21 protein-coding genes are annotated in these 22,838 nt (G+C 70.5%); 5 read left to right on the top strand and 16 right to left on the bottom strand.

Going from position 1 to position 22,838, the window contains the following annotated elements:
- Nucleotides 1-2: 2 nt before the first annotated feature.
- Genes D0Z08_RS16875 through D0Z08_RS16845 form a run of 7 tightly spaced genes read right to left on the bottom strand, consistent with a single transcriptional unit; the run spans nucleotide 3 to nucleotide 6,735 of the window.
- Nucleotides 3-1,595, bottom strand: a complete 1,593-nt coding sequence (locus D0Z08_RS16875; RefSeq protein ID WP_118926413.1) for an acyl-CoA carboxylase subunit beta — start codon at nucleotides 1,593-1,595, stop codon at nucleotides 3-5.
- Entirely contained in the window at nucleotides 1,592-2,053 is a 462-nt protein-coding gene (locus D0Z08_RS16870; protein ID WP_118926412.1) for an SRPBCC family protein, read from the bottom strand. Before D0Z08_RS16870 ends, D0Z08_RS16875 begins: the two co-directional genes overlap by 4 nt.
- Nucleotides 2,054-2,063: 10 nt before the next feature.
- Nucleotides 2,064-3,218 (bottom strand): acyl-CoA dehydrogenase family protein, encoded by a 1,155-nt coding sequence (locus tag D0Z08_RS16865; protein WP_118926411.1) that lies wholly within the window; start codon nucleotides 3,216-3,218, stop codon nucleotides 2,064-2,066.
- A complete protein-coding gene (locus tag D0Z08_RS16860; RefSeq protein ID WP_118926410.1) occupies nucleotides 3,219-4,991 on the bottom strand; it encodes an acyclic terpene utilization AtuA family protein in 1,773 nt (590 codons plus the stop codon). It abuts the gene before it with no gap.
- Complete coding sequence (locus D0Z08_RS16855; RefSeq protein WP_118926409.1) at nucleotides 4,988-5,815, bottom strand: TIGR03084 family metal-binding protein; 828 nt, start codon at nucleotides 5,813-5,815, stop codon at nucleotides 4,988-4,990. The genes D0Z08_RS16860 and D0Z08_RS16855 overlap by 4 nt, the downstream gene beginning before the upstream one ends.
- Nucleotides 5,812-6,456, bottom strand: coding sequence for a TetR/AcrR family transcriptional regulator (locus tag D0Z08_RS16850; protein WP_342772356.1), 645 nt, complete (start codon nucleotides 6,454-6,456; stop codon nucleotides 5,812-5,814). The genes D0Z08_RS16855 and D0Z08_RS16850 overlap by 4 nt, the downstream gene beginning before the upstream one ends.
- A 60-nt stretch (nucleotides 6,457-6,516) precedes the next feature.
- Nucleotides 6,517-6,735, bottom strand: a complete 219-nt coding sequence (locus tag D0Z08_RS16845; RefSeq protein WP_118926408.1) for a PIN domain-containing protein — start codon at nucleotides 6,733-6,735, stop codon at nucleotides 6,517-6,519.
- 131 nt (nucleotides 6,736-6,866) lie between these two features.
- Here D0Z08_RS16845 and D0Z08_RS16840 point away from each other — a divergent pair, with 131 nt between their 5' ends.
- The 4 genes from D0Z08_RS16840 (at nucleotide 6,867) to D0Z08_RS16825 (ending at nucleotide 11,474) form a co-directional block, all read left to right on the top strand.
- On the top strand, nucleotides 6,867-7,757 hold the full coding sequence (locus D0Z08_RS16840) for a hypothetical protein (protein ID WP_118926407.1): 891 nt from the start codon (nucleotides 6,867-6,869) through the stop codon (nucleotides 7,755-7,757).
- 211 nt (nucleotides 7,758-7,968) lie between these two features.
- Complete coding sequence (locus D0Z08_RS16835) at nucleotides 7,969-8,871, top strand: hypothetical protein (RefSeq protein WP_118926406.1); 903 nt, start codon at nucleotides 7,969-7,971, stop codon at nucleotides 8,869-8,871.
- A 57-nt stretch (nucleotides 8,872-8,928) separates the two neighbouring features.
- On the top strand, nucleotides 8,929-10,263 hold the full coding sequence (locus D0Z08_RS16830; protein WP_245994047.1) for a D-arabinono-1,4-lactone oxidase: 1,335 nt from the start codon (nucleotides 8,929-8,931) through the stop codon (nucleotides 10,261-10,263).
- Between the two features lie 5 nt (nucleotides 10,264-10,268).
- Nucleotides 10,269-11,474, top strand: a complete 1,206-nt coding sequence (locus tag D0Z08_RS16825) for an alanine racemase (protein WP_118926454.1) — start codon at nucleotides 10,269-10,271, stop codon at nucleotides 11,472-11,474.
- A gap of 18 nt (nucleotides 11,475-11,492) precedes the next feature.
- Here D0Z08_RS16825 and D0Z08_RS16820 read toward each other — a convergent pair whose 3' ends face one another.
- Genes D0Z08_RS16820 through D0Z08_RS16780 form a run of 9 tightly spaced genes read right to left on the bottom strand, consistent with a single transcriptional unit; the run spans nucleotide 11,493 to nucleotide 21,410 of the window.
- A complete protein-coding gene (locus D0Z08_RS16820; protein WP_118926404.1) occupies nucleotides 11,493-12,998 on the bottom strand; it encodes a CoA-acylating methylmalonate-semialdehyde dehydrogenase in 1,506 nt (501 codons plus the stop codon).
- A 5-nt stretch (nucleotides 12,999-13,003) separates the two neighbouring features.
- Nucleotides 13,004-14,350, bottom strand: a complete 1,347-nt coding sequence (locus tag D0Z08_RS16815) for an aspartate aminotransferase family protein (RefSeq protein ID WP_118926403.1) — start codon at nucleotides 14,348-14,350, stop codon at nucleotides 13,004-13,006.
- 2 nt (nucleotides 14,351-14,352) lie between these two features.
- A complete protein-coding gene (locus tag D0Z08_RS16810) occupies nucleotides 14,353-15,537 on the bottom strand; it encodes an ABC transporter substrate-binding protein (RefSeq protein WP_118926402.1) in 1,185 nt (394 codons plus the stop codon).
- A 25-nt stretch (nucleotides 15,538-15,562) separates the two neighbouring features.
- Nucleotides 15,563-16,378: an ABC transporter permease gene (locus D0Z08_RS16805; protein WP_118926401.1), complete on the bottom strand. Its 816-nt coding sequence runs from the start codon at nucleotides 16,376-16,378 to the stop codon at nucleotides 15,563-15,565.
- Entirely contained in the window at nucleotides 16,378-17,214 is an 837-nt protein-coding gene (locus D0Z08_RS16800) for an ABC transporter ATP-binding protein (RefSeq protein ID WP_118926400.1), read from the bottom strand. The genes D0Z08_RS16805 and D0Z08_RS16800 overlap by 1 nt, the downstream gene beginning before the upstream one ends.
- A complete protein-coding gene (locus D0Z08_RS16795) occupies nucleotides 17,211-18,095 on the bottom strand; it encodes an ABC transporter permease (RefSeq protein WP_118926399.1) in 885 nt (294 codons plus the stop codon). The genes D0Z08_RS16800 and D0Z08_RS16795 overlap by 4 nt, the downstream gene beginning before the upstream one ends.
- A gap of 6 nt (nucleotides 18,096-18,101) precedes the next feature.
- Nucleotides 18,102-19,124 (bottom strand): TIGR03842 family LLM class F420-dependent oxidoreductase, encoded by a 1,023-nt coding sequence (locus D0Z08_RS16790; protein ID WP_118926398.1) that lies wholly within the window; start codon nucleotides 19,122-19,124, stop codon nucleotides 18,102-18,104.
- A gap of 9 nt (nucleotides 19,125-19,133) precedes the next feature.
- Complete coding sequence (gene hydA / locus D0Z08_RS16785) at nucleotides 19,134-20,561, bottom strand: dihydropyrimidinase (RefSeq protein ID WP_118926397.1); 1,428 nt, start codon at nucleotides 20,559-20,561, stop codon at nucleotides 19,134-19,136.
- Between the two features lie 9 nt (nucleotides 20,562-20,570).
- A complete protein-coding gene (locus D0Z08_RS16780) occupies nucleotides 20,571-21,410 on the bottom strand; it encodes a nitrilase-related carbon-nitrogen hydrolase (RefSeq protein WP_245994062.1) in 840 nt (279 codons plus the stop codon).
- A gap of 94 nt (nucleotides 21,411-21,504) precedes the next feature.
- Here D0Z08_RS16780 and D0Z08_RS16775 point away from each other — a divergent pair, with 94 nt between their 5' ends.
- Nucleotides 21,505-22,830: an aminotransferase-like domain-containing protein gene (locus D0Z08_RS16775; RefSeq protein WP_118926395.1), complete on the top strand. Its 1,326-nt coding sequence runs from the start codon at nucleotides 21,505-21,507 to the stop codon at nucleotides 22,828-22,830.
- Nucleotides 22,831-22,838: the final 8 nt, after the last annotated feature.

The raw sequence follows: 22,838 nt of genomic DNA, 5'->3' as shown, positions 1-22,838 counted from the left end.
CCTCACATCCGGAAGACGCCGAAGTTCATGGCGCCTTCGATCGGCTGGTTGTCGATGACGGACAGGCAGATGCCCAGGACGGTGCGGGTGTCCCGCGGGTCGATGACGCCGTCGTCGTAGACCATGCCGGAGAGGAAGTAGGGCAGGGACTGCTCCTCGATCATCCCCTCGACCATGTCCTTGATGCCCTTGAAGCCCTCGGCGTCGAAGACCTCGCCCTTCTTCTCCGCGGACTCGCGCGCGACGATCTCGAGGACGCCGGCGAGCTGCTGCGGCCCCATGACCGCGGACTTCGCCGACGGCCAGGTGAAGAGGAACCGCGGGTCGTAGGCGCGGCCGTTCATGCCGTAGTTGCCGGCGCCGTACGACGCCCCCATGATCACAGTCAGGTGCGGCACCTTGGAGTTGGAGACCGCGTTGATCATCAGTGCGCCGTGCTTGATGATGCCGCCCTGCTCGTACTCCGTGCCGACCATGTAGCCGGTGGTGTTGTGCAGGAACAGCAGCGGTGTGTCCTTCTGGTTGGCCAGCTGGATGAACTGCGCCGCCTTCTGCGCCTCCTCCGACATCAGCACGCCGCGCGCGTTGGCGAGGATGCCGATCTCGCGGCCGTGCAGGGTCGCCCAGCCGACGCACAACGAGGAGCCGTAGAGCGGCTTGAACTCGTCGAACGCGACCGCGTTGTTCGGGCCGGTGCCGTCGACGATCCGCAGGATCGCCTCGCGCGGGTCGAACGGCTCCTTCAGGTCGGTCGGGATGAGGTCGAGCAGCTCCTCGGGGTCGAGGTCCGGCTCTTCGTACGACGTCGGGTCGGGGCTGGTGCCCTGCTTGCGCCAGTTGAGGCGGGCTACGACCCGACGGGCCTGCAGGATGGCGTCGTGCTCGTCGAGCGCCAGGAAGTCCGACGAGCCGGAGATCCGCGAGTGCATCTCGGCGCCGCCGAGCGACTCGTCGTCGGTCTCCTCACCGGTCGCCATCTTGACCAGCGGCGGGCCGGCGAGGAACACCTTCGCCCGCTCCTTGACCATGATCACGTAATCGCTCATGCCGGGGACGTAGGCGCCACCGGCGGTCGAGTTGCCGAACACGACCGAGATGGTCGGCTGCTTGCGGGCCGAGGCCCGGGTGAGGTCCCGGAAGCCGCGGCCGCCCGGGATGAAGATGTCCTTCTGCGTCGGCAGGTCCGCACCGCCGGACTCGGTGAGGTTGATCGACGGGAGGAAGTTCTTCTCGGCGATCTCGGCGGCCCGGAACGACTTCCGCAGCGACCACGGGTTGAGGGCGCCGCCCTTCACCGTGGGGTCGCTGGCGACGATCATGCACTCGACGCCCTCGACGACGCCGATGCCGGTGACCATGCTGGCGCCGACCGCGAAGTCACTGCCCCAGCCGGCCAGCGGCATCAGCTCCAGGAACGCCGAGCCCTCGTCGATGAGCAGCTCGATCCGCTCGCGAGCCAGCAGCTTCCCCCGCTCCTTGTGGCGGGCGATGTACTTCCCGCCGGCCTCGACGGCCTTGGTCTGCTCGGCGTGCAGTGACTCGATCTTCTCGAGCATCGCCTCGCGTCGGGTCTCCTCGATTGTCTCCGCGGTCATGACTCCAGCACCCTCTTCATCCTCTCCAACGTCGTCCGCATGCCGCGCTCGTTGGTGCGGCCGCGGAGCCGCCCCATGGCCATCCAGTAGCCGCGCAGGAACCACTTCGGCTCGAGCCGGAAGTACTCCGTCACGCGCGTGCCATCACCGTCGGGCTCGAGCAGGTAGCCCCAGTTGGTCCACGCGCTGCCGTCGAGACCGACCGCGAACTCGAACACCTCGTACTCGACGCACTTCGTCACCGTGCAGGGCGACCAGTACGTCGGGCCGACGCCGTTGCGCTTGACGTGACCCTTGAAGCGGGCGCCTACCGCCGGCCCAGTGGCGCCGTGCGTCCACCGCGCCTCGAAGGTCTCGGGCGAGAACTCACCGATCCGGGTGACGTCGCTGACCAGGTCCCAGACCTTCTCGGGCGACGCCGCGATCGTCAGCGTCACCTCACGGCTGAGCCCGCTCATCAGCGCGCCCTCATTTCGAGTACCCCAGCAGTCGGGCGGCCAGGTCGGTGAGCACCTCGGTGGCGCCACCGCCGATCGGCAGCAGGCGGACGTCGCGGTAGTGGCGCTCGACCTCGGACTCGCGCATGTAGCCCATGCCGCCGTGCAGCTGCACGGCCTGGTCGGCGACCCAGACCGCCGTGTCGACGGCGGTCTGCTTGGCCAGGCAGGCCTCGGCGATGCAGTCCTCGCCGGCGTCGTACCGGTTCGCGACCTCGAGCGTGTAGCTGCGGGCGACCGCCACCTGGCGGTGCATCTCGGTGAGCTTGGCGCGCACCACCTGGTTGGCGACCAACGGCTTGCCGAAGGTGTCGCGGGTGCGGCAGTAGTCCGCGGCCAGGTTGAGGCAGCGCAGCGCGTGGCCGTAGCCCATCAGCGCCAGCCAGATCCGCTCGGAGACGAAGTTCTGGGCGATGTAGTAGAAGCCGTGGTTCTCCTGGCCGACCAGGTTGCCGACCGGGACCCGCACGTCCTCGTAGGACAGCTCGCCGGTGTCGGACGCCAGCCACCCCATCTTGTCGAGCTTGCGGGAGACGGTGAACCCGGGCGTCCCCTTCGGTACGACGATCAGCGAGATGCCGTGCGCGCCGGCCTCTCCGGTGCGGACCGCCGTGGTGACGAAGTCGCCGCGCACGCTCGACGTGATGAACGTCTTGGCGCCGTTGATCACGTAGTGGTCGCCGTCGCGCACCGCCTTGGTCGCGATGTTGGCGACGTCGGAACCGGCGCCCGGCTCGGTGACGGCCAGCGACCCGATCATGTCGCCGCTCAGCACCGGCCGCACGTAGGTGTCGATCAGCTCCTGCGAGCCGTTCTGGATGATGTGCGGGATGCCGATGCCGTGGGTGAACGCCGACGCCATCAGGCCCCCGGACCAGCCGCCCTCCATGAAGCCCTCCTGCATGGCGCAGGCGTCGATGAGGGTCCCGCCGTCGCCGCCGACCTCCTCGGGGACGCCGACGCCGAGGAAGCCGGCGTGGGCGAGCTTCTTCTGGAACTCGCGCGGGATCTCGCCGTCCTTCTCCCACTGGTCGAGGTAGGGCGTCACCTCGCGCCGGGTGAACTCGAGCGCCGACTCCTTGAGGGCGACCTGCTCGTCGGTGAAGCCGTAGTTGAACGTGGTCATCTAAAGAACGTTCCCTTCGATGTTGACGAGACGAGAGCGGATCCACTCCGCGAGGCCCTTGGCCTGGGGGTCGAAGCGGGCGGTGGCGGCCACGCCCTCGTCGAGCAGGCCGTGGATCAGGACGTTGACGCCGCCGAGGTTGGGCAGCACGTAGACCTCGATGTCGAGGTCGGCGGCCTCGGGGATCAGCTCGCGCACCCGCCGGCGCGACATGAACTTGGTCAGCCAGGTCACCCGCTCGGCGTACTTGGGGTGGCCGTCGTTCTTGACCCAGAGCCCGATGTTGGCGTCTCCGCCCTTGTCGCCGGAGCGGCCGTGCACGAAGGTGCCCAGCGGGATCCGACGGGTGAGCGTGTCCATCGGCGCGGGGTACGGCGACGGGCGCTGGCCCTCCTGCGGGTCGACCGGGACGTCGGCGGTCTCCGGGTCGTCGATCACCTCGGTGCTGCCGTCGTGGTGGACGACGGTGTGCTGGACGACGCTGCGGGAGATGTACGCCGGCCGGTAGACGCCGTACGCCGTGCCCGGGCCGGGCATCCGGGTGACGCTGAAGCCCGGGTAGGAGCCCAGCGCGAGCTCGATGATCGGGGCGGTGAGCGCCTTGCCGACCTTGTCGGCGCTCGGGTCGAACGCGGTGACCCGGAGCAGCAGCGAGGCGCCCTCCTCGGTCTCGGCGTCCTTCTGCACCGGTCCGATGCCGGACCACACCACCTTGGCGGGTCGGTCGTCGCCGAGCGCGGCCTCGACCTGGGCCTTGACCCACTCGACCTTGGGCTCGCAGTCGAGGCCGGTGACCACGAACTCGGCGGAGTTCCGGAACCCGGCGAAGTAGTTGAGGCACGCCTTGAGCTGCTCCGGCGGCGCCGAGCCGGAGATGCCGGTGACCGCGACCCGGTCGTCGCCGACCTGCTCCAGCCGCAGCGAGGTGAGGTCGACGGTGACGTCGGGATTGAGGTACTTGGTCGTCTGGATCTCGTAGACGAGCTGCGCGGTGACGGTGTCGACCGTGACCGCCCCGCCGGTGCCGTCGTGCTTGGTGATCATCATCGAGCCGTCCTCGGCCAGCTCCGCGATCGGGAAGCCGAGCGGTCCCGCCTCCGTGATCGGCCGCTTCTCGCCGGTCGAGCTTGTCGAGACCAGGTCGAGGAAGCCGCTGAAGTTGCCGCCGGTCGCCTGGGTGCCGCACTCGATGATGTGCCCGGCGACGACAGCACCCGCGAGCGCGTCGTACGAATCGGGCGTCCAGCCGAAGTGGGCGATCGCCGGCCCGACGACGACGGAGGCGTCGGTGACCCGCCCAGTGACGACGACGTCGGCGCCGTGGGTGAGCGCCGAGGCAATGCCGAAGGCGCCGAGGTAGGCGTTGGCCGTCAGCGGGTTTCCGTAGGTGTCGTGCAGGAGGCCGAGGTCGGCCACCTGGTCGCGGATGTCGTCGCCCTCGACGTGCGCGATCCTCGGGTCGAGGCCGAGGCCGGTCGCCACCTCGCGCAGCTTGTCCGCGAGGCCGCGCGGGTTGACGCCACCGGCGTTGACGACGACCTTGACGCCCTGCTCGAGCGCGAGGCCGAGGGCGTCCTCGGCCTGCTTCACGAAGGTGCGGGCGTAGCCGAGGCTCGGGTCCTTGAAGGTGTCCTTGCCGAGGATGAGCATGGTCAGCTCGGCGAGGTAGTCACCGGTCAGGTAGTCGAGCGGCCCGCCCTCGAGCATCTCGCGGAACGCCGAGAGGCGGTCGCCGTAGAAGCCGGAGCAGTTGCCGATCCGGATCGCGCTCATGCCTTCACCTCCCGGCCGCCACCCGCAGGACCGGCGAACGCCTGCGCGATGGTCAGCCACTTCTCCGCGTCTGCGCCGACCGCGACCAGGTCCGTGTCGTCGCGGTGGATCCGCTGGGTGACCAGCTGGCAGAAGTCGTACGCCGACCCCGCCACGCTCTGAGCGGCGTCCTCAGGCCCCCAGACCCAGAGCTCGCCACTCGGCGCCTTCAGCGCGATCCGGAACTCCTCGGCCGGTGGTTCCAGCTGGTGCTGCGCGAAGGAGTAGTTGCGGGTGCGGACGCCGAGGTGGGCGACCTGCCTGATCCGGTCGGTGACGGCAGGCCTCCCGCTCATCGAGCCGGTGGAGACCAGCGCGTCGTAGACGTCGAGCGCGTGCGCCCAGGTCTCCATGAACCGCGCCGTCGCCATCGAGGTCGGCGACATCGGCGGGCCGAACCACGGCATCTTCTGGCCGTCGGGCAGGGCGCGGAGCGCCTCGGCGAGTGCCGTCCGGCCGGCGTCCCAGCGGGCCAGCAGGTCGGCTGGCTCGAGCCGGGCGAGGGCGTGGGCGGCCGCGTCGACGAACCCGGTGGGATCTTCGATCGCCTGCAGCACGACCGCGTCCCACGACTCCTTGCCCTCGGGGGTGTGGGCATTGGTCGCGAGGACGGCGACCTCGTCGGTCCAGAGCAGGTGGGCCACCGTCGTGGCGATGGTCCAGCCCTCGGCGGGGACCGGTGTGGCCCAGCCGCCCTTGTCGCTGTCATCGAGGCCGGCGACAGCAGCACGGAGCTGGTCGCCCTCCGCGGTGAGGTCGGCGAGGACGTCGTCGAACACGCTCACTGGTGGTCTCCATCCGTTTCGTCGGTCGTGCTGGTCGGGACTAGGGCGCCATCGAGGGTGCGCGCCCACTGGTCGAGGATCCGGCGACGCCGTCGGGTGTCGTCGCCGAGGGTGCTGGCCAGGCCGAGGCCGCGCACCAGGTCGAGGGTGGCCTGGATCAGCTCGCGTACGCCGGGCTGGGACTCGTCGGCACCCAGCAGCTGGACCGTCATCTTGTGCGTCTCGCGACCGACGACCTGCTCGAGCGGGGCCACCGCCTCCAGCAGCGCCTTGTCGGTGCGCGCGGCCACCCAGAGCTCGAGCGCGGCGGTGAACACCGGCCCCGCGAAGTGGTCGCCGAGCATCTGGATCACCGCACGGGTGCGGTGCTTGCCGGCCGGCAGCTGCGCGGCTGCGGCCTCGAGCTCCTCACCCCGGCGCTCCGTCAGATGGGTCACCGCCGCGACGACGAGGTCGTTCTTCGTCGGGAAGTGGTGCAGCTGGGCGCCGCGGCTGACGCCGGCACGCTCCGAGACGAGCGTGGTCGTCGTACCGCTGAAGCCGTTCTCGACCAGCAGCTCGACGGTCGCCTCCAGCAGCCGCGCCCGCATCGCGCGGGTGCGCTCCTCCTGCGGCACGCGGGAGGTCGTCGACGAGGTCACCCGTTCAGGATGGCTCGCCACAAACAAACAGTCAAGCCTGACTGTTTGTATTTGGGCCAGTCAGACGATCTGGTAGCGGACGCCGATCGCGTCGTACGTCGACCGCGCGCGCCGGTCACGGGACAACAGCACCATGCCGTGCTCGGCAGCAGTCGCCGCGACGAGGGCGTCGTAGACAGCTCCTCCGCCGATCCCCTGCCTGGCGCAGGATGGCGAGGCCCGCGAGCGCGAGGGGCGGCCTGACCCCTTGCACTCGCGAGCATCGCGTGTGGATCCCATGTGGAGCGCATGGAACCCGCCCCCGGCCGCCCTGCCTGGTCCCCGATGGCCCGAGATCACTCACGGATCTCGCGACAGATGGCCGCTACGATCACGGTAAGAGCCGGCCCTTCACACACAGGGGGTCGAGTGTGAAATCGAGCCCTGCCGATCCGGACGACGGCTTCGCCGCGAGTCTGCGCGCGGCCATCGGCGCGCGCGACGTCACCCTGGTGTGGCTGCGCGACCGACTCGCCGCTCGCGGCAGCCCGGTGTCGTTGACGACCCTGAGCTACTGGCGGTCCGGCCGCCGCCACCCGGAGGGTGCCAGCTCGTTCGCGGCGATCGCCGAGATCGAGCAGCTCCTCGGCCTGCCGGAGAGCTACCTCACGAACCGGCTCGGCCCCCACCGCCGGGTCGGTCCGCTGGCCGCGCCGGTGCCCCCGTTCGAGGCGAGGCCGGTCAGCGGCGCCGCGGAGGAGACCACCGAAGCACTGGGCGCGCCGTTCGGGGTGTTCCGCGAGATCACGACCCACATCGTCGCCGATGTCGACGAGACCGGCGTGCTGCGGCACCGGTGGATCCGGATGGTCGTCCAGGTCACGTCCGGAACAGTGTCCGAGTACCCCTGGATCGAGGTCGTCGAGGGAGAGGACGGCCCACCGGCGTTCACGAGCGCGTATGGCGCGCGGCTGACCCGCACGTACGACCACCCGAGCGGTACGGCGTACGGCGTGGTGCTCGAGCTCGAGCGACGCGTGAGTGCCCCCGACACCGCCGCCCTGGAGTGGGTCACCGACTTCCCCTACGACGAGGCGCCGACCCTCGAGTGCATGCACGGCCGCTCCCGGTCGGGCGGCGAGCTCCTGCTGTGGGTCCGGTTCCACCCGTCCCGACTCCCGGCGTGGTGGGCGGAGTTCACCGACGACGGCGCCGCTCCGACCGCCACCAGGAGCCTCGACACCGGTACGACGGCGCACGTCTTCCGCCGCAGCTTCGGTCCCGGTGTCTTCGGCCTGCGGTGGGGCTTCGATGGGAGCTGAGGACGCGTCGGCTCCCGCGAGCGGGGGATCGGCGTCTTCCCCTGCCCGCGGGCGCCGCGCTGAGTACTCGCCCGACTCGGAGCCAGGGACGAGACACCCGAACGGACCGCGCTACTCCCCCAGGAGTCCGGGTCCAGTGGTCGGACCCGTCCGTCGCGCGGCCGTAGCATCACGCTAGTAGCCAGCCCTCCACACACTCTCGGGACCGCCTGTGAAATCACCGGACACCACGGAGGCCACCTTCTCCCAGCGCCTGGCCGATGCCATCGCCGTTCGCGACGTGAGCCTGGTGTGGCTGCGCGACCGGCTCCTCGACCGCGGCAACCCGGTGTCACTCTCGACGCTGAGCTACTGGCGGTCCGGGCGTCGCAAGCCGGACGGGGCCGCGTCCCTCGCCGCGCTCGCCGAGATCGAGGACCTGCTCCGGTTGGCGCCGGGCTCGCTGGAGGACAGCCTCGGACCGCCGTCCCGCACGATCCCCGTCCCGGAGGCAGAGTTCCCGTTCGACGACGACCTGGTCAGCACCGCGGCGGCCGAGACCTGCGCGGCGCTCCGGACGAGACCGACGGACGACCTGCGCGAGATCAGCACCCACGTCGTCGTCGAGGTGGACGATCGAGGGCGCATCCGGCAGCGCCGCACCCGCTCGGTGCTCCAGGCGACGTCGGGGGTCGTCTCCGAGCTGATCTGGATCGAGGTGGCCCCGAGCCGCACCGACGTGGTACCCGTCCTCACCGCGGCGATCGGTGGTCGCTTCGTCCGCAGCCTCCGCCACTCCAGCGGGACGGTCGTCGGCTACCTGGTCGAGATGGAGCGACCCCTGCCGGGAGGAAGCACGGCGATGCTCGAGTTCTGCGTCGAGTACCCCGAGGACTACCCATCGACCTCCGAGTGCACCCACGCGGTCGCCCGCCGCACGAGGGAGAGCGTGATCTGGGTCAGGTTCGACCCTGACCGGCTGCCGTCGTGGTGCGAGGAGTTCACGGTCGACGACGAGGAGGGCACCCGCGCGCTCGATGTCGCCTCCGGCTCCACGGTGCACGCCGTCCGCACCCAGTTCGGACCCGGAACCTTCGGCCTGCGCTGGGGATTCGACGGCGGGTCGTCCTTGTAGCGCCGCCAGGGCCGTCACGGCGAAGTAGGTCAGTTGACCTGGAAGGGGTCCCCCGTCATGCTGGAGACCTACGGGACGAGGGGACCTTCCGGGATGACCTGGCAGAACTGGGCACGCACCGAGCAGGCCACGCCTGCGCGCACCGCGACCCCCGCCTCGACCGACGAGGTCGCGGCCGAGGTGAAGCAGGCCGCGCAGGACGGCCTGCCCGTCAAGGCGATCGGCTCGGGGCACTCGTTCTCCGGCGTCGCCGTGGCACCGGGCGTCCAGCTGCTGCCCGACCGGCTCACCAGCGCGCACGCGATCGACCGCACGTCCGGGCTGGTCACCGTCGATGCCGGCCTCCCGCTGCACCAGCTGAACCCGCTGCTGGCCCGCCACGGCCTCGCGATGGAGATCCTTGGCGACATCGACCGGCAGACCATCGCGGGCGCGGTCTCGACGGGCACCCACGGCAGTGGTGAGCGGTTCGGCAGCATCTCGACGCAGGTCCGCGCGCTGGAGCTCGTGCTGGCCGACGGCACGGTGGTCACCTGCTCGGCCGACGAGCGGCCGGACCTGTTCGCCGCGGCGCGGGTGGCGCTCGGCGCGCTCGGCGTGATCACCAAGGTGACCCTGCAGTGCGTCCCGCTCTACGCCCTCCGCGCCGTGGACGCGCCGATGCCGCTCGACGACGTGCTCGACCAGGTCGACGACCTCGTCGCGACCAACGACCACTTCGAGTTCTTCTGGTTCCCGCACACCACGACCGCGCTGACCCGGCGCTTCTCGCGGCTGCCCGGCGACACCGACCTCCACCCGATGAGCGCGTTCACCCGCACGGTGGACGACCGGATCGTCACCAACATCGGGTTCGAGGCCATGCTGCGGGTCGGCAGCCGGGTCCCCCGGCTGGTCCCGGGCATCACCCGGTTCGTGACGAAGGCGGTCTCCGCTCGCGACTTCACCGACCTGGCGCCGAACGTGTTCGCCTCGCAGCGCAGTGTCCGCTTCCGCGAGGGCGAGTACTTCATCCCGCGCGCCGCTCTGGTGCCGGCGCTGCGCGAGCTGAAGACGTGGGTCGACACCCACGACGAGGCGGTGTCGTTCCCGTTCGAGGTGCGGTTCGCGCGCAGCGACGACATCTGGCTGTCGCCGGCCTTCGAGCGGGACTCCGCCGTCGTCGCGTTCCACCAGTACCACCGGATGCCGCACGAGCGGTGGTTCGGCGTCTGCGAGGACGTGCTCGGCGACGCCGGCGGTCGGCCGCACTGGGGCAAGATGCACCGGCTCGACGCCGCGGAGATGCGCGAGCGGTACCCGCGGTTCGACGACTTCGCCGCGCTCCGCGACGAGGTCGACCCGCACCGCGCCTTCGCCAACCCCTACCTGGAGAGGGTGCTCGGGAAGTGACCCTGATGAGCACCGCGAGCGGGCCCTCGTCGTACGACGACCTCGCCCGCGCCACCGCCGACCTCGAGCCGCCGTACGCCGTGCTCGACCTCGCCGCGCTCGACGCCAACGCCGCCGACCTCACCCGGCGGGCAGGCGGGTCGCCGATCCGGGTCGCGAGCAAGTCGGTGCGCTGCCGGGAGGTCATCCGCCGCACCCTGCGGCGGCCGGGCTACGCCGGGGTGCTGGCCTTCACGCTGCCCGAGGCGCTGTGGCTGGCCGGCGAGCACGACGACGTGGTGGTCGGCTACCCGACCGTCGACCGGCGCGCGCTGGCCGTGCTCGCGGGTGACGACAGGCTCGCCGACCGGGTCACGATCATGATCGACAGCGTCGAGCAGCTCGAGCTCACCGCCGCGGCGATCGGACCAGGCAGCCGGGGCGGCCCGAAGGTCCGGGTCTGCATCGAGCTCGACGCCTCGTTGCGACTCGCGGGCAGCCTGGTCCACCTGGGCGCGCGGCGCTCGCCGACGCACACGCCCGAGCAGGCGGCCGCCCTCGCGCGGGCCGTCGCCTCGCACCCGCGGTTCACGCTGGTCGGGCTGATGGGCTACGAGGGGCAGATCGCCGGCGTCGGCAACAACCAGCCAGGGCTGCGCAAGTACGCCGTCCGCGCGATGCAGCGGGTCTCCGCCCACGAGCTCGCCGAGCGCCGGGCCGCCGCGGTCGCCGCGGTCGAGGAGATCGCCCCGCTCGAGTTCGTCAACGGCGGCGGCACGGGCAGCATCGAGACCACCAGCGCCGAGGCCGCCGTCACCGAGATCGCGGCGGGGTCAGGACTGTTCGGACCGCACCTGTTCGACCACTACACCCGCTTCCGCCCCCGGCCGGCCGCCCACTTCGTCCTCTCCGTCGTCCGCCGGCCCTCGCCGCGCCACGCCACCGTCCTGGGGGGCGGGTGGATCGCGTCCGGTGCGGTCGGCCAGGACCGGCTGCCCGCTCCGGTGTGGCCGACGGGTCTGGAGCTGCTGCCCGCCGAGGGCGCCGGCGAGGTGCAGACGCCTCTGACCGGCAAGGGAGCGGCCGGCCTGCGGATCGGCGACCGGGTCTGGTTCCGGCACACGAAGGCCGGCGAGCTCTGCGAGCACGTCGACGAGCTGCACCTGGTGGAGGGCGGCCGCGTGGTCGGCACGGCTCCGACGTACCGCGGCGAGGGCAAGGTCTTCCTGTGACCGGCGGCCGTCGCTCCGTCAATCGTGCTGGGGGAAGCCCAGGTTGATCCCTCCGTGGGACGGGTCGAGCCAGCGGCTGGTGATCGCCTTCTCGCGGGTGAAGAACTCGACGCCCTGCGGGCCGTAGGCCTTCGCGTCGCCGAAGATCGACGCCTTGTAGCCGCCGAAGGAGTGGTAGGCGACCGGCACCGGGATCGGCACGTTGATGCCGACCATCCCGACCTCGACCTCGCGCTGGAAGCGGCGGGCGGCGCCGCCGTCGTTGGTGAAGATCGCGGTGCCGTTGCCGTAGGGGCCGGAGTTGATGAGGTCGACGCCCTCGGCGTACGACGACACCCGGACCACCGAGAGGACGGGACCGAAGATCTCGTCCTGGTAGACCTTCGACGTCGTCGGCACCTGGTCGATCAGGGTCGGGCCGAGCCAGAACCCGTCGGCGGCGCCGTCGTACTCCGCCTCGCGGCCGTCGACGACCACGCTCGCTCCGTCGGTCGCGGCGACGTCGAGGTAGCCGGCGACCTTGTCGCGGTGCTCGCGGGTGATGAGAGGGCCCATGTCGCAGCCCTTGCGCCCGTCGCCGGTGACCAGCTTGCCCATCCGGTCGCGGATCTTCTCGATCAGCTCGTCGGCGACCGGCTCGACGGCGAGCACGACCGAGATCGCCATGCACCGCTCGCCGGCCGAGCCGAAGCCGGCGTTGACCGCCGAGTCCGCGACCAGGTCGAGGTCGGCGTCGGGAAGGACCAGCATGTGGTTCTTGGCGCCCCCGAGCGCCTGCACCCGCTTGCCGTGGGAGGTGGCGGTCTCGTAGACGTACTTCGCGATCGGGGTCGAGCCGACGAACGAGATCGAGGCGACGTCGGGGTGGGTCAGCAGCGCGTCGACCGCCTCCTTGTCACCGTGGACGACGTTGAACACACCATCGGGCAGGCCCGCCTCCTTGAGCGCCGCGCCGATCCAGTTGGCGACGCTCGGGTCCTTCTCGCTCGGCTTCAGCACGACGGTGTTGCCGGTCGCGATCGCGATCGGGAAGAACCACATCGGCACCATTGCCGGGAAGTTGAACGGGCTGATGATGCCGACGACGCCGAGCGGCTCCTTCACCGAGTAGACGTCGACCTCGGTCGAGACGTTCTGCGAGAACGCGCCCTTGGTGAGGTGCGGCATGGAGCAGGCGAACTCGACGACCTCGAGGCCCCGGGCCACCTCGCCGGCGGCGTCCGACAGCACCTTGCCGTGCTCGGACGTCAGGATCGCGGCGAGCTCGTCCTTGCGCTCGTTGAGGATCTCGCGGAAGCCGAACATCACGTTCTGCCGCTTGGTGATCGAGGCGTTGCCCCAGTCTGCGAACGCGGCCTTGGCCACGCCGACCGCGCGGTCGACGTCGGCGGCGGTGCCGAAGCGCACCTCCTTGCTGACGACGCCGAGGGCGGGGTCGTAGACCGGTCCGGTGCGGGTGCCCTCGCCGGGGTCGGTCGCGCCGGAGATCCAGTGGTCCAGCATGTTGGTTTCTTGGCGAGTCATGGGTATTACAGCTCCTCGTCGAGCAGGGACAGGACTTCGTCGTACGTCGCCAGCGCCTCGGCCACCTCGTCGGCGGTGACCACGCACGGGGGCACGACATGGATGCGGTTGTCGGCGATGAACGGCAGCAGGCCGCGACCGACGAGCTCGCCCTTCGCGCGGCCCATCAGCGCCGCCGACAGCGGCTCGCGGGTGGACCGGTCGGCCACCAGCTCCATCGCCCAGAACACGCCGGTGCCGCGGACCTCGCCGACCACCGGGTGCTTCTCGGCCAGCACGGCGAGACCGGGGCCGATCGCGTCGGCACCGATCTGCTTCGCGTGGGTGACGATGCCCTCGCTCTCCATCGCGTCGAGCGCCGCCACGATCGACGCCGCCGCCAGCGGGTGACCGCTGTAGGTCAGGCCGCCGGGGAAGACCCGGTCGTCGAAGGTCCGCGCGATCGGGTCGCTGATGACCACGCCCCCTACCGGGACGTAGCCGGAGTTGACCCCCTTGGCGAACGTGATCAGGTCGGGTACGACGTCGTACGCGTCGAGTGCGAACCACTCGCCGGTGCGCCCGAAGCCCGCCATCACCTCGTCGAGGATCAGCATGATCCCGAACTCGTCGGCCAGCGCCCGCACGCCCGGCAGGTAGCCCGGCGGCGGCAGCAGGACCCCGGCGGTGCCGGGGATGGTCTCGAGCAGGATCGCCGCGACGCTGGCCGGGCCCTCGCAATCGATCACCCGGCGCAGGTGCCGCAGCGAGCGCTCGCACTCCTCCTCGGGTGTGGTCGCCCAGAACTCCGAGCGGTAGAGGTAGGGCCCGAACACGTGCACGTGGGCGCGCGCGTACTCGTTGGGGATCCGCCGCCAGTCGCCGGTCGCGACAACGGCGGCGCCGGTGTTGCCGTGGTACGAGCGGTACGTCGACACGACCTTGTCGCGCCCGGTGTGCAGCCGGGCCATCCGGATGGCGTTCTCGACGGCGTCGGCGCCGCCGTTGGTGAAGAACACCTTGTTGAAGCCTTCGGGTGCGCGCGCCGCGATCCGCTGTGCGGCGACCCCGCGGGTGAGGTTGCCGGTGGCCGGGCCGATCGTGGCGAGGGTCGACGCCTGCTCCTGGATCGCCGCCACCACCGCTGGGTGCTGGTGGCCGATGTTGACGTTGACCAGCTGGCTGGAGAAGTCCAGATAGGTACGTCCGGCGTGGTCCCAGACCCGGGTGCCGTGCCCACCCGCGATCGGCAGCAGGGCGAGACCGCCCTGTGCCGACCACGAGTGGAACACGTGTCCCCGGTCAAGCTCGGTGGTGCGGGCGTCGAGGTCCGCAACGGCGTTCGACCCCGACAACGCTGTCGGTTGGGTCATGGCTACTTCCCGCCCTCCTTGAGGGTGACGTCGATCGGCGCGTAGTCCGCGCCGATGGTGTCGACACCCTCGTCCTCGAGCTCGGCGAGTGCCTGCTCGACGTACTCGTTGGTGTAGGCCGACTCCGGCGGGGCCTCGGTGATGATGGTCGCGCCGGTCTCGTTCTTGGTGTTGAGCGCGATGTCGACGGTCTGCGCCCACGCTTCCTCGTCGATGGTCCCGACGCCGTTGGTCGACGGCCAGATCAGCTTGTTGACCTCGTTGGCCATCCACAGCTGGTGGCTCTGGCCGAGCTCGGATCCGGACTCGGCGACGATCGTGGCCGCCTCCTCCGGGTTGTCCCGGACGAACGCCCAGCCCTTGATCGACGCCTTGATGAAGGACACCGTCTGCTCCTCGTACGCCGGGTCGGAGAGCTTCTCGGTCGTCGCCCAGATCGCGTCCTGGAGCATCGCCGTGCCGACGTCGTTCCAGTTGATGACGTTGAGGTCCTCCGGCTGGTAGAGCTCGCCGGTGTCGGGGTTCTTGGTCTCGAGGACCTGCGCGTACTCGTTGTAGGTCATCGCCTGCGCGGCGTCGATGTCGCCGGCCAGGAACGCGTTCATGTCGAACGCCTGCTGGACCAGGTTGATGTCGTCCACGCCCACGCCGGCGTCCTGCATGCCGGCGAACAGCTCCCACTCGTTGCCGAAGCCCCAGCTGCCGACGTTCTTGTTCTTCAGGTCGGCGGGCGTCGTGATGTCCTTGTCCTTGAACGAGATCTGGGTGGTGGCGCTGCGCTCGAAGATCTGCGCGACGTTGGTGATGCCGGCGCCCTGCTCGATCGAGCCGAGCACCTTCGGCACCCACGAGATGGCGTAGTCGACGTCGCCGGAGGCGAGCACGTCCTGCGGGACGATGTCGACGCCGCCCTCGATGATGTTGACGTCGAGGCCCTCGTCGACGAAGTAGCACTCCGCGACGGCGGCGTAGTAGCCGGCGAACTGGGCCTGCGACACCCACTGGAGCTGGAGCGACACCTCGGTGAGCTCACCGGCGTCCCGCGCCTCCTTGGTGCGCGTCTGGCAGTCCTCGCTCTGCTTGACGTCGACCTCGGAGGACGACTTGCCGTCGTCCTCGCTGCCGCATCCGGTCACGAAGACGGCGAGCGCGACGGCGGCGGCGCCCAGCTTCAGGGTTCTCCTCATGTGCTTCTCCAGTTTCTTTCGGGTGTCATGCGGGTTGGTGGTGCCGCGAGAACCACAGCTCGACGAGCAGGGTGACGACGTAGAACAGCAGGCCGAGGACGATCGACCCGAACACGTAGGCCCACGCGAGCGGGTAGTTGCTGCTCGCCGCGGACGAGGTGATCGACTTGCCGAGCCCGCCGATGGGGCCGCCGAAGTACTCCGCGATCAGGGCGGCGATCACCGCCAGCGACGACGCGACCCGGAGACCGGTGAAGACGTACGGCGTCGCCGTGGGCAGCGTCACCGAGCGGATCCGCTGCAGCGGGCCGGCGGCGTACGCCGTCATCAGCTCGCGGTGCACGGCCTTGACCTGCCGGATCCCGCGCAGGGTGTTGAGGTAGACCGGGACCGCGACGGAGACGCCGGCCACGATGATCCGGCCGGTGTTCACCGCGGCGCCGAACATCGAGTAGAGCACCGGCGCCAGCGCGACGATCGGGATCACGGCGAGCGCCGCGACGACCGGCGCCGCCATCTGGTCGACGAACCGGAACGACCCGGCGACCGCCGCGCCGACGACGCCGAGGACCGCGCCGGCGAGCATCCCGATCAACGCGTTGCGGCCGGTGACGGTGGCGCCGTCGACGATGTTGCCGGTGTTGGCGGTGACCTGCTCCCAGATCGCGCTCGGCGCGGGCAGGATGAACGGCTCGATCTCCGCCCGGTCGACCACCAGCTCCCAGGAGAGCAGGAACAGCGCACCCAGCACCAGCGGCGCGACGACCGTGCTCCACCGGACCTCGGTGATCGGGAACCGGGCGCGGGTGTCGCGGGTGACGGTGGTGTCGACGGCGGCCATCAGCGCTCCTCCACGCCCACGCCCGCCGGCTCGACCCCCGCCGAGCTTGTCGAGGCGCCCCCGTGCAACAGCGCCCGCACCTCGGCGACGGCGCGGAAGAAGCCCTCCTGGTCGCGGGCCCGCTCGGTCCGGTCGTGGTGGTCGGCGAGGCCGTCGGCCCGCACGTCGACGATGCCGGTGATCCGGCCCGGCCGCGGCGACATCACGACCACCCGGTCGGAGAGGAAGACGGCCTCGGGGATCGAGTGCGTCACGAACAGCACCGCGGCGCCGGTCTCGGCGCAGATCCGCACCAGCTCGTTCTGCATCCGCTCGCGGGTGATCTCGTCGAGGGCCCCGAACGGCTCGTCCATGAGCAGCAGCCGCGGGCTCTCGGCCAGCGCGCGCGCGATCGCCACCCGCTGCTGCATGCCGCCGGAGAGCTGGTCGGGGTGGTTCTTGGCGAAGTCGGTGAGTCCGACCAGCTCGAGCAGCTCGGCCACGCGGGCCTTGCGCAGAGCAGGGGCGGCGCCGTGGATCTTGAGCGGCAGCTCGATGTTGCCCGCGACGGTGCGCCACGGCAGCAGGCCGGCCTGCTGGAAGGCGATCCCGTAGTCCTGGTCGAGGCGGGCCTGGCGGGCGCCCTTGCCGAAGACCTTGATCTCCCCGGACGTCGCCGTGTCGAGGTCGGCGACCAGCCGGAGCAGGGTGCTCTTGCCGCACCCGCTCGGGCCGATCAGCGCCACGAACTCGCCGTCGGCCACCGTCAGGTCGACGTCGGTGAGGGCGACGACCTGCTTGCGGCCCTTGCCGAACACCCGGTCGACGCCGGTCACCGAGATCGCGGGTTCTGTCATTGCGTGCTGACTCCTGTCAGGCGGAAGGGGCGGAGGGCGAGGCCGAGCAGGCCGATCGCGCCGGCGGCGGCGAGGCCGACAGCGACCGCCCCGAAGATGGGCGCCCACGGCTTGGCCGGGTCACCGGAGGCGGCGACGGCGTAGTCGATCACCATCCGGCCGAGCCCGCCCTTGAGCCCGATCGACACCTCGGCGACGACCGCGCCGATGACCGCGCTCGCGGCGGCGAGGCGGAGTGCGGGCAGCAGGTAGGGCACCGAGGACGGCAGCCGCAGCGTGATCAGCGACCGCCACCAGCCGACGCCGTACGCCCGCATCAGGTCGAGGTGCGTCTTGTCGGGCGACTTGAGGCCGCGCAAGGCACCGACGGCGACGGGGAAGAAGGCGAGGTACGCCGCGATGACGGCGACCGAGTCCTCGCTGCTCCAGACGTAGCTGCCGATCTGGATCTCCGAGCCCCACCGGCGGACCAGTGGCGCGATCGCGATCAGGGGGACGGTCTGGCTGAGGATCACCCACGGCAGCAGTGCCGACTCGACGATCCGGAGCCGGCTCATCAGCAGCGCGAGGAGCATCCCGACCACGACGCCGATCAGCCAGCCGCGCGCCGCCAGGCCGAGGGAGAACATGCTGGCGTCGAAGACCGCCCGGATCGCGTCCGGGGCGTCCGGCAGCCCGGTGACCGGCTCCCCGAAGCGCTGCAGCATCTCCCAGGAGTGCGGCATCGCCAGGTCGGTCGTGCGCGGCAGGACCCGGGTGTCGCCGACCAATACGCCCTGCTCGGGCCCGAACGCCTTGTAGACGTCCCAGGTCGCGACGACGGCGGCGACGCCGAGGACGCCGAAGACCACCGCACGGAAGCGGTTCCAGAGCTGGGCCAACTCAGCTCATGCCTTCGCCGTGACGTGCTCGCGCAGCGGCGGCATGACCGTCTCGCCGTAGACCCGCATCGTCTCCTCCTTGTTGTCGTGCTGGAGGTAGATCGCGAACTGGTCGACGCCAATCTCTTGCAGAGCCTTGAGCTTCGCAATGTGCTGCTCCGGGGTGCCGAGCAGGCAGAACCGGTCGACGATCTCGTCCGGCACGAACGTGGTGTGGGTGTTCCCCGCCTTGCCGTGCTCGTTGTAGTCGTAGTCCTGCCGACCCTTGATGTAGTCGGTGAGGACCTTGGGGAAGTCCCCGTCCTCGCCGTACTTCCCCACGATGTCGGCGATGTGGTTGCCGACCATGCCGCCGAACCAGCGGCACTGCTCCCGCATGTGCGCCATCTCGTCGGCGCTCCCGACGTACGCCGGCGCGGCCACGCAGAACGTCAGCGCATCGGGGTCCCGCCCGGCCTGCTCAGCGGCATCGCGCACCCGGGCGATCATCCACTTCGCGACGTCGACGTCGGCGAGCTGCAGGATGAACCCGTCTCCGGCCTCGCCTGCCGTCTTGAGCGCGAGCGGCCCGTAGGCCGCGATCCACACCTCGAGCGCGGACGTGCGCGCCCACGGGAACTGCAGCGTCGACCCGTTGTGCTCGACCGGCCGGCAGTTGCCCAGCTCACGGATCACGTGTGCGGCCTCACGCACCTCCTTGAGCGTGGTCGGCTTTCCGTTGAGGACGCGTACGGCGGAGTCCCCGCGTCCGATGCCGACCACGGTGCGGTTGCCGTACATCTCGTTGAGGGTCGCGAACACCGACGCCGTGACCGTCCAGTCCCGGGTCGCCGGGTTGGTCACCATCGGGCCGACGATGATCCGCCGGGTCTCGGCGAGGATCTGGCTGTAGATGACGTAGGGCTCCTGCCACAGGAGGTGGGAGTCGAAGGTCCACACGTAGTCGAACCCGTGCTCCTCCGCCTCCTTCGCGAGCCCGACCGTGCGCCAAGCGGGCGGGTTGGTCTGCAGTACGACGCCGAAATCCATCTGTCTCTCCTAGACCAGGTACTGGGTCAGGTCGCGCTTCAGGAACCGGCCGTGGCCCTTGGTCCCCCTGAACTCGCCGTTCTCGACGAGCACGGTGCCGCGGGAGATCGTGACGTCGACGTGGCCGTCGATCTCGAAGCCCTCCCAGGCGGAGTGGTCCATCGCCATGTGGTGGGTCTTGCCGACCCCGATGGACGTGTGGCCGTTCGGGTCGTAGACGACGATGTCGGCGTCGGCACCGGGCTGGATCACGCCCTTCTTGCCGTAGAGGCCGAACATCCGAGCCGGCGTCGTCGAGATCAGCTCGACCCAGCGCGGAAGCGAGATCCGGCCGTCGACGACGCCTTGGTAGAGCAGGTCGACGCGGTGCTCGATGGAGCCGATGCCGTTGGGGATCGCGCGGAAGTCGTCCTTGCCCAGCTCCTTCTGGTCCTTCATGCAGAAGGGGCAGTGGTCGGTCGACACCATCTGCAGGTCGTTGGTCCGCAGGCCCTGCCACATCGCCTCGAGGTGGCCCTCCTCCTCCGACCGCAGCGGCGTCGAGCAGACCCACTTGGCGCCCTCGAAGTCGCCCCACTCGTCGCTCTTGGCGCCGAGGTTCTTCTCCAGCGACAGGTAGAGGTACTGCGGACAGGTCTCGCCGAAGACGTTCTTGCCGTTGTCACGGGCCCAGGCGACCTGGGCGACGGCCTGCTTCGCGCTCATGTGCACGATGTAGAGCGGCGCGTCGGTGACGTCGGCGAGCATGATCGCGCGGTGGGTGGCCTCCTCCTCCATCTGCCAGGCGCGCGCGATGCCGTGGTAGTAGGGCGCGGTCTTGCCGGACTCGGCCAGCTGCGCCGCGAGCACGTCGATCGCGGGACCGTTCTCGGCGTGCATCATCGTCAGCAGCCCGGTCTCACGGGCCTTCTGCATCGCCCGCAAGACCTGGGCGTCGTCGCTGTAGAAGACCCCCGGATAGGCCATGAACAGCTTGTACGACGAGACGCCCTCGTCGATCAGTCCCTCCATCGCCTTCAGCGACTCGTCGTCGACGCCGCCGATGATCTGGTGGAAGCCGTAGTCGATCGCACAGTTGCCGGACGCCTTCTCGTGCCACGCCGCCAGGCCGTCCTCGACGCGCTCGCCGTACCTCTGCACGGCGAAGTCGATGATCGACGTCGTGCCGCCCCACGCGGCCGCCGTCGTACCGGTCTCGAAGGTGTCGATCGCAGCGGTGCCGCCGAACGGCAGCTCCATGTGGGTGTGGGCGTCGATGCCGCCCGGGACGACGTACTTCCCGGTCGCGTCGATCACCCGGTCGGCGTTGATGCTGCCGAGTGCCTGAGAACCAGGCGCGAGCACCGCGACGATCCGCTCGCCGTCGACCAGCACGTCGGCGGCCACCGCCCCGGTCGCGTTCACGACCGTGCCGCCCTTGATGAGAATAGTGGCCATCACGTCTCCTCAGGGCCGGGCCGTCGCGGTGTAGGAGTCGGGCCGGCGGTCGCGATAGAACTGCCAGTCGTCGCGCATCTGCTGGACCATGTCGAGGTCGAGCTCGCGCACCAGCACCTCCTCCTTCTCGCTGGAGCCGCGCTCGCCGACGAAGTTTCCGCGGGGGTCGATCACCTGGCTGGTGCCGTAGAAGTCGACCGCCTCGTCGCCGTACTCGTTGTCCTCACGGCCGACCCGGTTGGGCTGCAGGACGAAGTAGCCGTTCGCGACCGCCGCGCACGGTCCCTCCACTTCCCACAGCCGGTTGCTCAGGCCGGGCTTGGTGGCGTTGGGGTTGAAGACGATGTGGGCGCCGTTGAGGCCCAGCTCGCGCCACCCCTCCGGAAAGTGCCGGTCGTAGCAGATGTAGGTGCCGACCTTGCCGACCGCGGTGTCGAAGACCGGGTAGCCCAGGTTGCCGGGGCGGAAGTAGAACTTCTCCCAGAACTTGTCCAGGTGCGGGATGTGGTGCTTGCGGTACTTGCCGAGGATGGTGCCGTCGGCGTCGACCACCACCGCGGTGTTGTAGTAGACGCCGGTCTGCTCCTCCTCGTAGATCGGGAGCACCATCACCATGCCGAGCTCCTTCGCCAGGGAGGCGAAGCGCTGGACGATCGGGCCGTCGGCAGGCTCGGCGTAGCGGTAGTACTTCTGGTCCTGGGTGATGCCGAAGTAGGGGCCGTAGAACAGCTCCTGGAAGCACATCACCTGCGCGTCCTGAGCGGCCGCGTCGCGCGCGAACTGCTCGTGCTTGTCGAGCATCGACTCCTTGTCGCCGGTCCACGTCGTCTGGCTGATGGCAGCACGCACGATGGTCAAGATCCACCTCCGCTGGGGTCGGGAAGTTCTGTTATCTTCCTGGTTGAACATTTCGCTTCGATTTCCCTCTTGTCAAGGGTTGGGCATGGATCTGGCGGCTCTGAACGACACCACGCCGCAGGGGATCGCGGGTGCGTTCAGCCGCGCCATCAGGGCGGGCGAGCTGGCTCCCGGCGACCGGCTGCCGACCGTGCGCGGCGTCGCCGCGGAGCTGGGCGTGTCACCGGCGACGGTGTCGGCGGCGTGGCAGGCGCTCCGTCGTACCGGCCTCGTGGTCTCGCGCGGTCGCGCCGGCACCTACGTCCGCGACACCCCCACGCCGTGGCTGTCGCCGCGGCAGCGCGGCCTCGTCGGCGCCGGCCCCGACGGCCTGCGGCTCGACCTCTCGCGCGGCACCCCGGACCCGACGCTGCTCCCCGACCTCGGGCCGGCGCTGCACCGGGTGTCGCAGCGCGCGGGCACCCTCGCGTACCAGGAGGAGCCGGTGCTGCCGGACCTCCGCGAGGTTCTCGAGGCGTCCTGGCCCTACCCGACCGAGGCCATCACCGTGGTCGACGGCGCGACCGACGGCGTCACCCGGATGCTCGAGCAGGTCGTCTCGTACGGCGACCGCGTGGTGCTCGAGTCGCCCGGCTTCCCGCCGTTCTTCGACCTCGTCGAGGCGCTCGGCGCCGAGGTGGTGCCGGTCGACCTCGACGCCTCCGGCATCACGCCCGACTCGTTGCGCCGCGCGCTCGACGCACGGCCGGTCGCCGTCGTCCTGCAGCCGCGAGCCCACAACCCGACCGGTGTCTCGACCACGATCGCGCGCGCGGAGCAGCTGGTGCGGGTGCTCAGGCGGCGCCGGGCAGACCTGCCGTGGATCGTCGAGGACGACCACTCCTCCGGTATCTCGGTCGCGCCCGACGTGAGCCTCGGCGCCTGGCTGCCGGAGCGGGTCGTGCACGTCCGGTCCTACTCGAAGTCGCACGGGCCCGACCTGCGGATCGCCGCGCTGGGCGGGCCGTCGGAGATCATCGACCGGATCGTCGCCCGCCGGATGCTCGGGCCGGCCTGGACGTCGCGGATGCTGCAGACGATCCTGCTCGACCTGCTCACCTCGTCGCAGTCGCTGGACCAGGTGGGCGAGGCGCGCCGTCAGTACATGGCGCGCCAGCGCACGCTCGTCGGCGCCCTCGGCGCCCTGGGCATCGACACCGCGGTGCCGGACGGGATCAACCTGTGGCTGTCCGTCCGCGACGAGCGGGCGGCGATGGTGCACCTGTCGGCGTCGGGGATCCGGGTCGCCGGCGGGTCGCCCTTCCTGGCGACGGACGGCGCGGCCTTCGTCCGCGTCACCTCCGGGCTGGTGTCCCCGGACGACGCCGACGACGTGGCGGCCGCACTCGCGGCCGCCAGCGTCGCGGGCTGAGCAGGATC

The sequence above is a fragment of the Nocardioides immobilis genome, assembly GCF_003515065.1.
In the GTDB taxonomy this organism is placed as follows: Bacteria; Actinomycetota; Actinomycetes; order Propionibacteriales; family Nocardioidaceae; genus Nocardioides; species Nocardioides immobilis.
This window is presented reverse-complemented; position numbering and strand designations above follow the sequence as displayed.

Coding starts and splice junctions, on each gene's coding strand:
- D0Z08_RS16875 (WP_118926413.1), bottom strand. CDS start 1,595: ATGACCGCGGAGACAATCGAGGAGACCCGACGCGAGGCGATGCTCGAG.
- D0Z08_RS16870 (WP_118926412.1), bottom strand. CDS start 2,053: ATGAGCGGGCTCAGCCGTGAGGTGACGCTGACGATCGCGGCGTCGCCC.
- D0Z08_RS16865 (WP_118926411.1), bottom strand. CDS start 3,218: ATGACCACGTTCAACTACGGCTTCACCGACGAGCAGGTCGCCCTCAAG.
- D0Z08_RS16860 (WP_118926410.1), bottom strand. CDS start 4,991: ATGAGCGCGATCCGGATCGGCAACTGCTCCGGCTTCTACGGCGACCGC.
- D0Z08_RS16845 (WP_118926408.1), bottom strand. CDS start 6,735: ATGGGATCCACACGCGATGCTCGCGAGTGCAAGGGGTCAGGCCGCCCC.
- D0Z08_RS16830 (WP_245994047.1), top strand. CDS start 8,929: ATGCTGGAGACCTACGGGACGAGGGGACCTTCCGGGATGACCTGGCAG.
- D0Z08_RS16825 (WP_118926454.1), top strand. CDS start 10,269: ATGAGCACCGCGAGCGGGCCCTCGTCGTACGACGACCTCGCCCGCGCC.
- D0Z08_RS16820 (WP_118926404.1), bottom strand. CDS start 12,998: ATGACTCGCCAAGAAACCAACATGCTGGACCACTGGATCTCCGGCGCG.
- D0Z08_RS16815 (WP_118926403.1), bottom strand. CDS start 14,350: ATGACCCAACCGACAGCGTTGTCGGGGTCGAACGCCGTTGCGGACCTC.
- D0Z08_RS16810 (WP_118926402.1), bottom strand. CDS start 15,537: ATGAGGAGAACCCTGAAGCTGGGCGCCGCCGCCGTCGCGCTCGCCGTC.
- D0Z08_RS16805 (WP_118926401.1), bottom strand. CDS start 16,378: ATGGCCGCCGTCGACACCACCGTCACCCGCGACACCCGCGCCCGGTTC.
- D0Z08_RS16800 (WP_118926400.1), bottom strand. CDS start 17,214: ATGACAGAACCCGCGATCTCGGTGACCGGCGTCGACCGGGTGTTCGGC.
- D0Z08_RS16790 (WP_118926398.1), bottom strand. CDS start 19,124: ATGGATTTCGGCGTCGTACTGCAGACCAACCCGCCCGCTTGGCGCACG.
- hydA (WP_118926397.1), bottom strand. CDS start 20,561: ATGGCCACTATTCTCATCAAGGGCGGCACGGTCGTGAACGCGACCGGG.
- D0Z08_RS16775 (WP_118926395.1), top strand. CDS start 21,505: ATGGATCTGGCGGCTCTGAACGACACCACGCCGCAGGGGATCGCGGGT.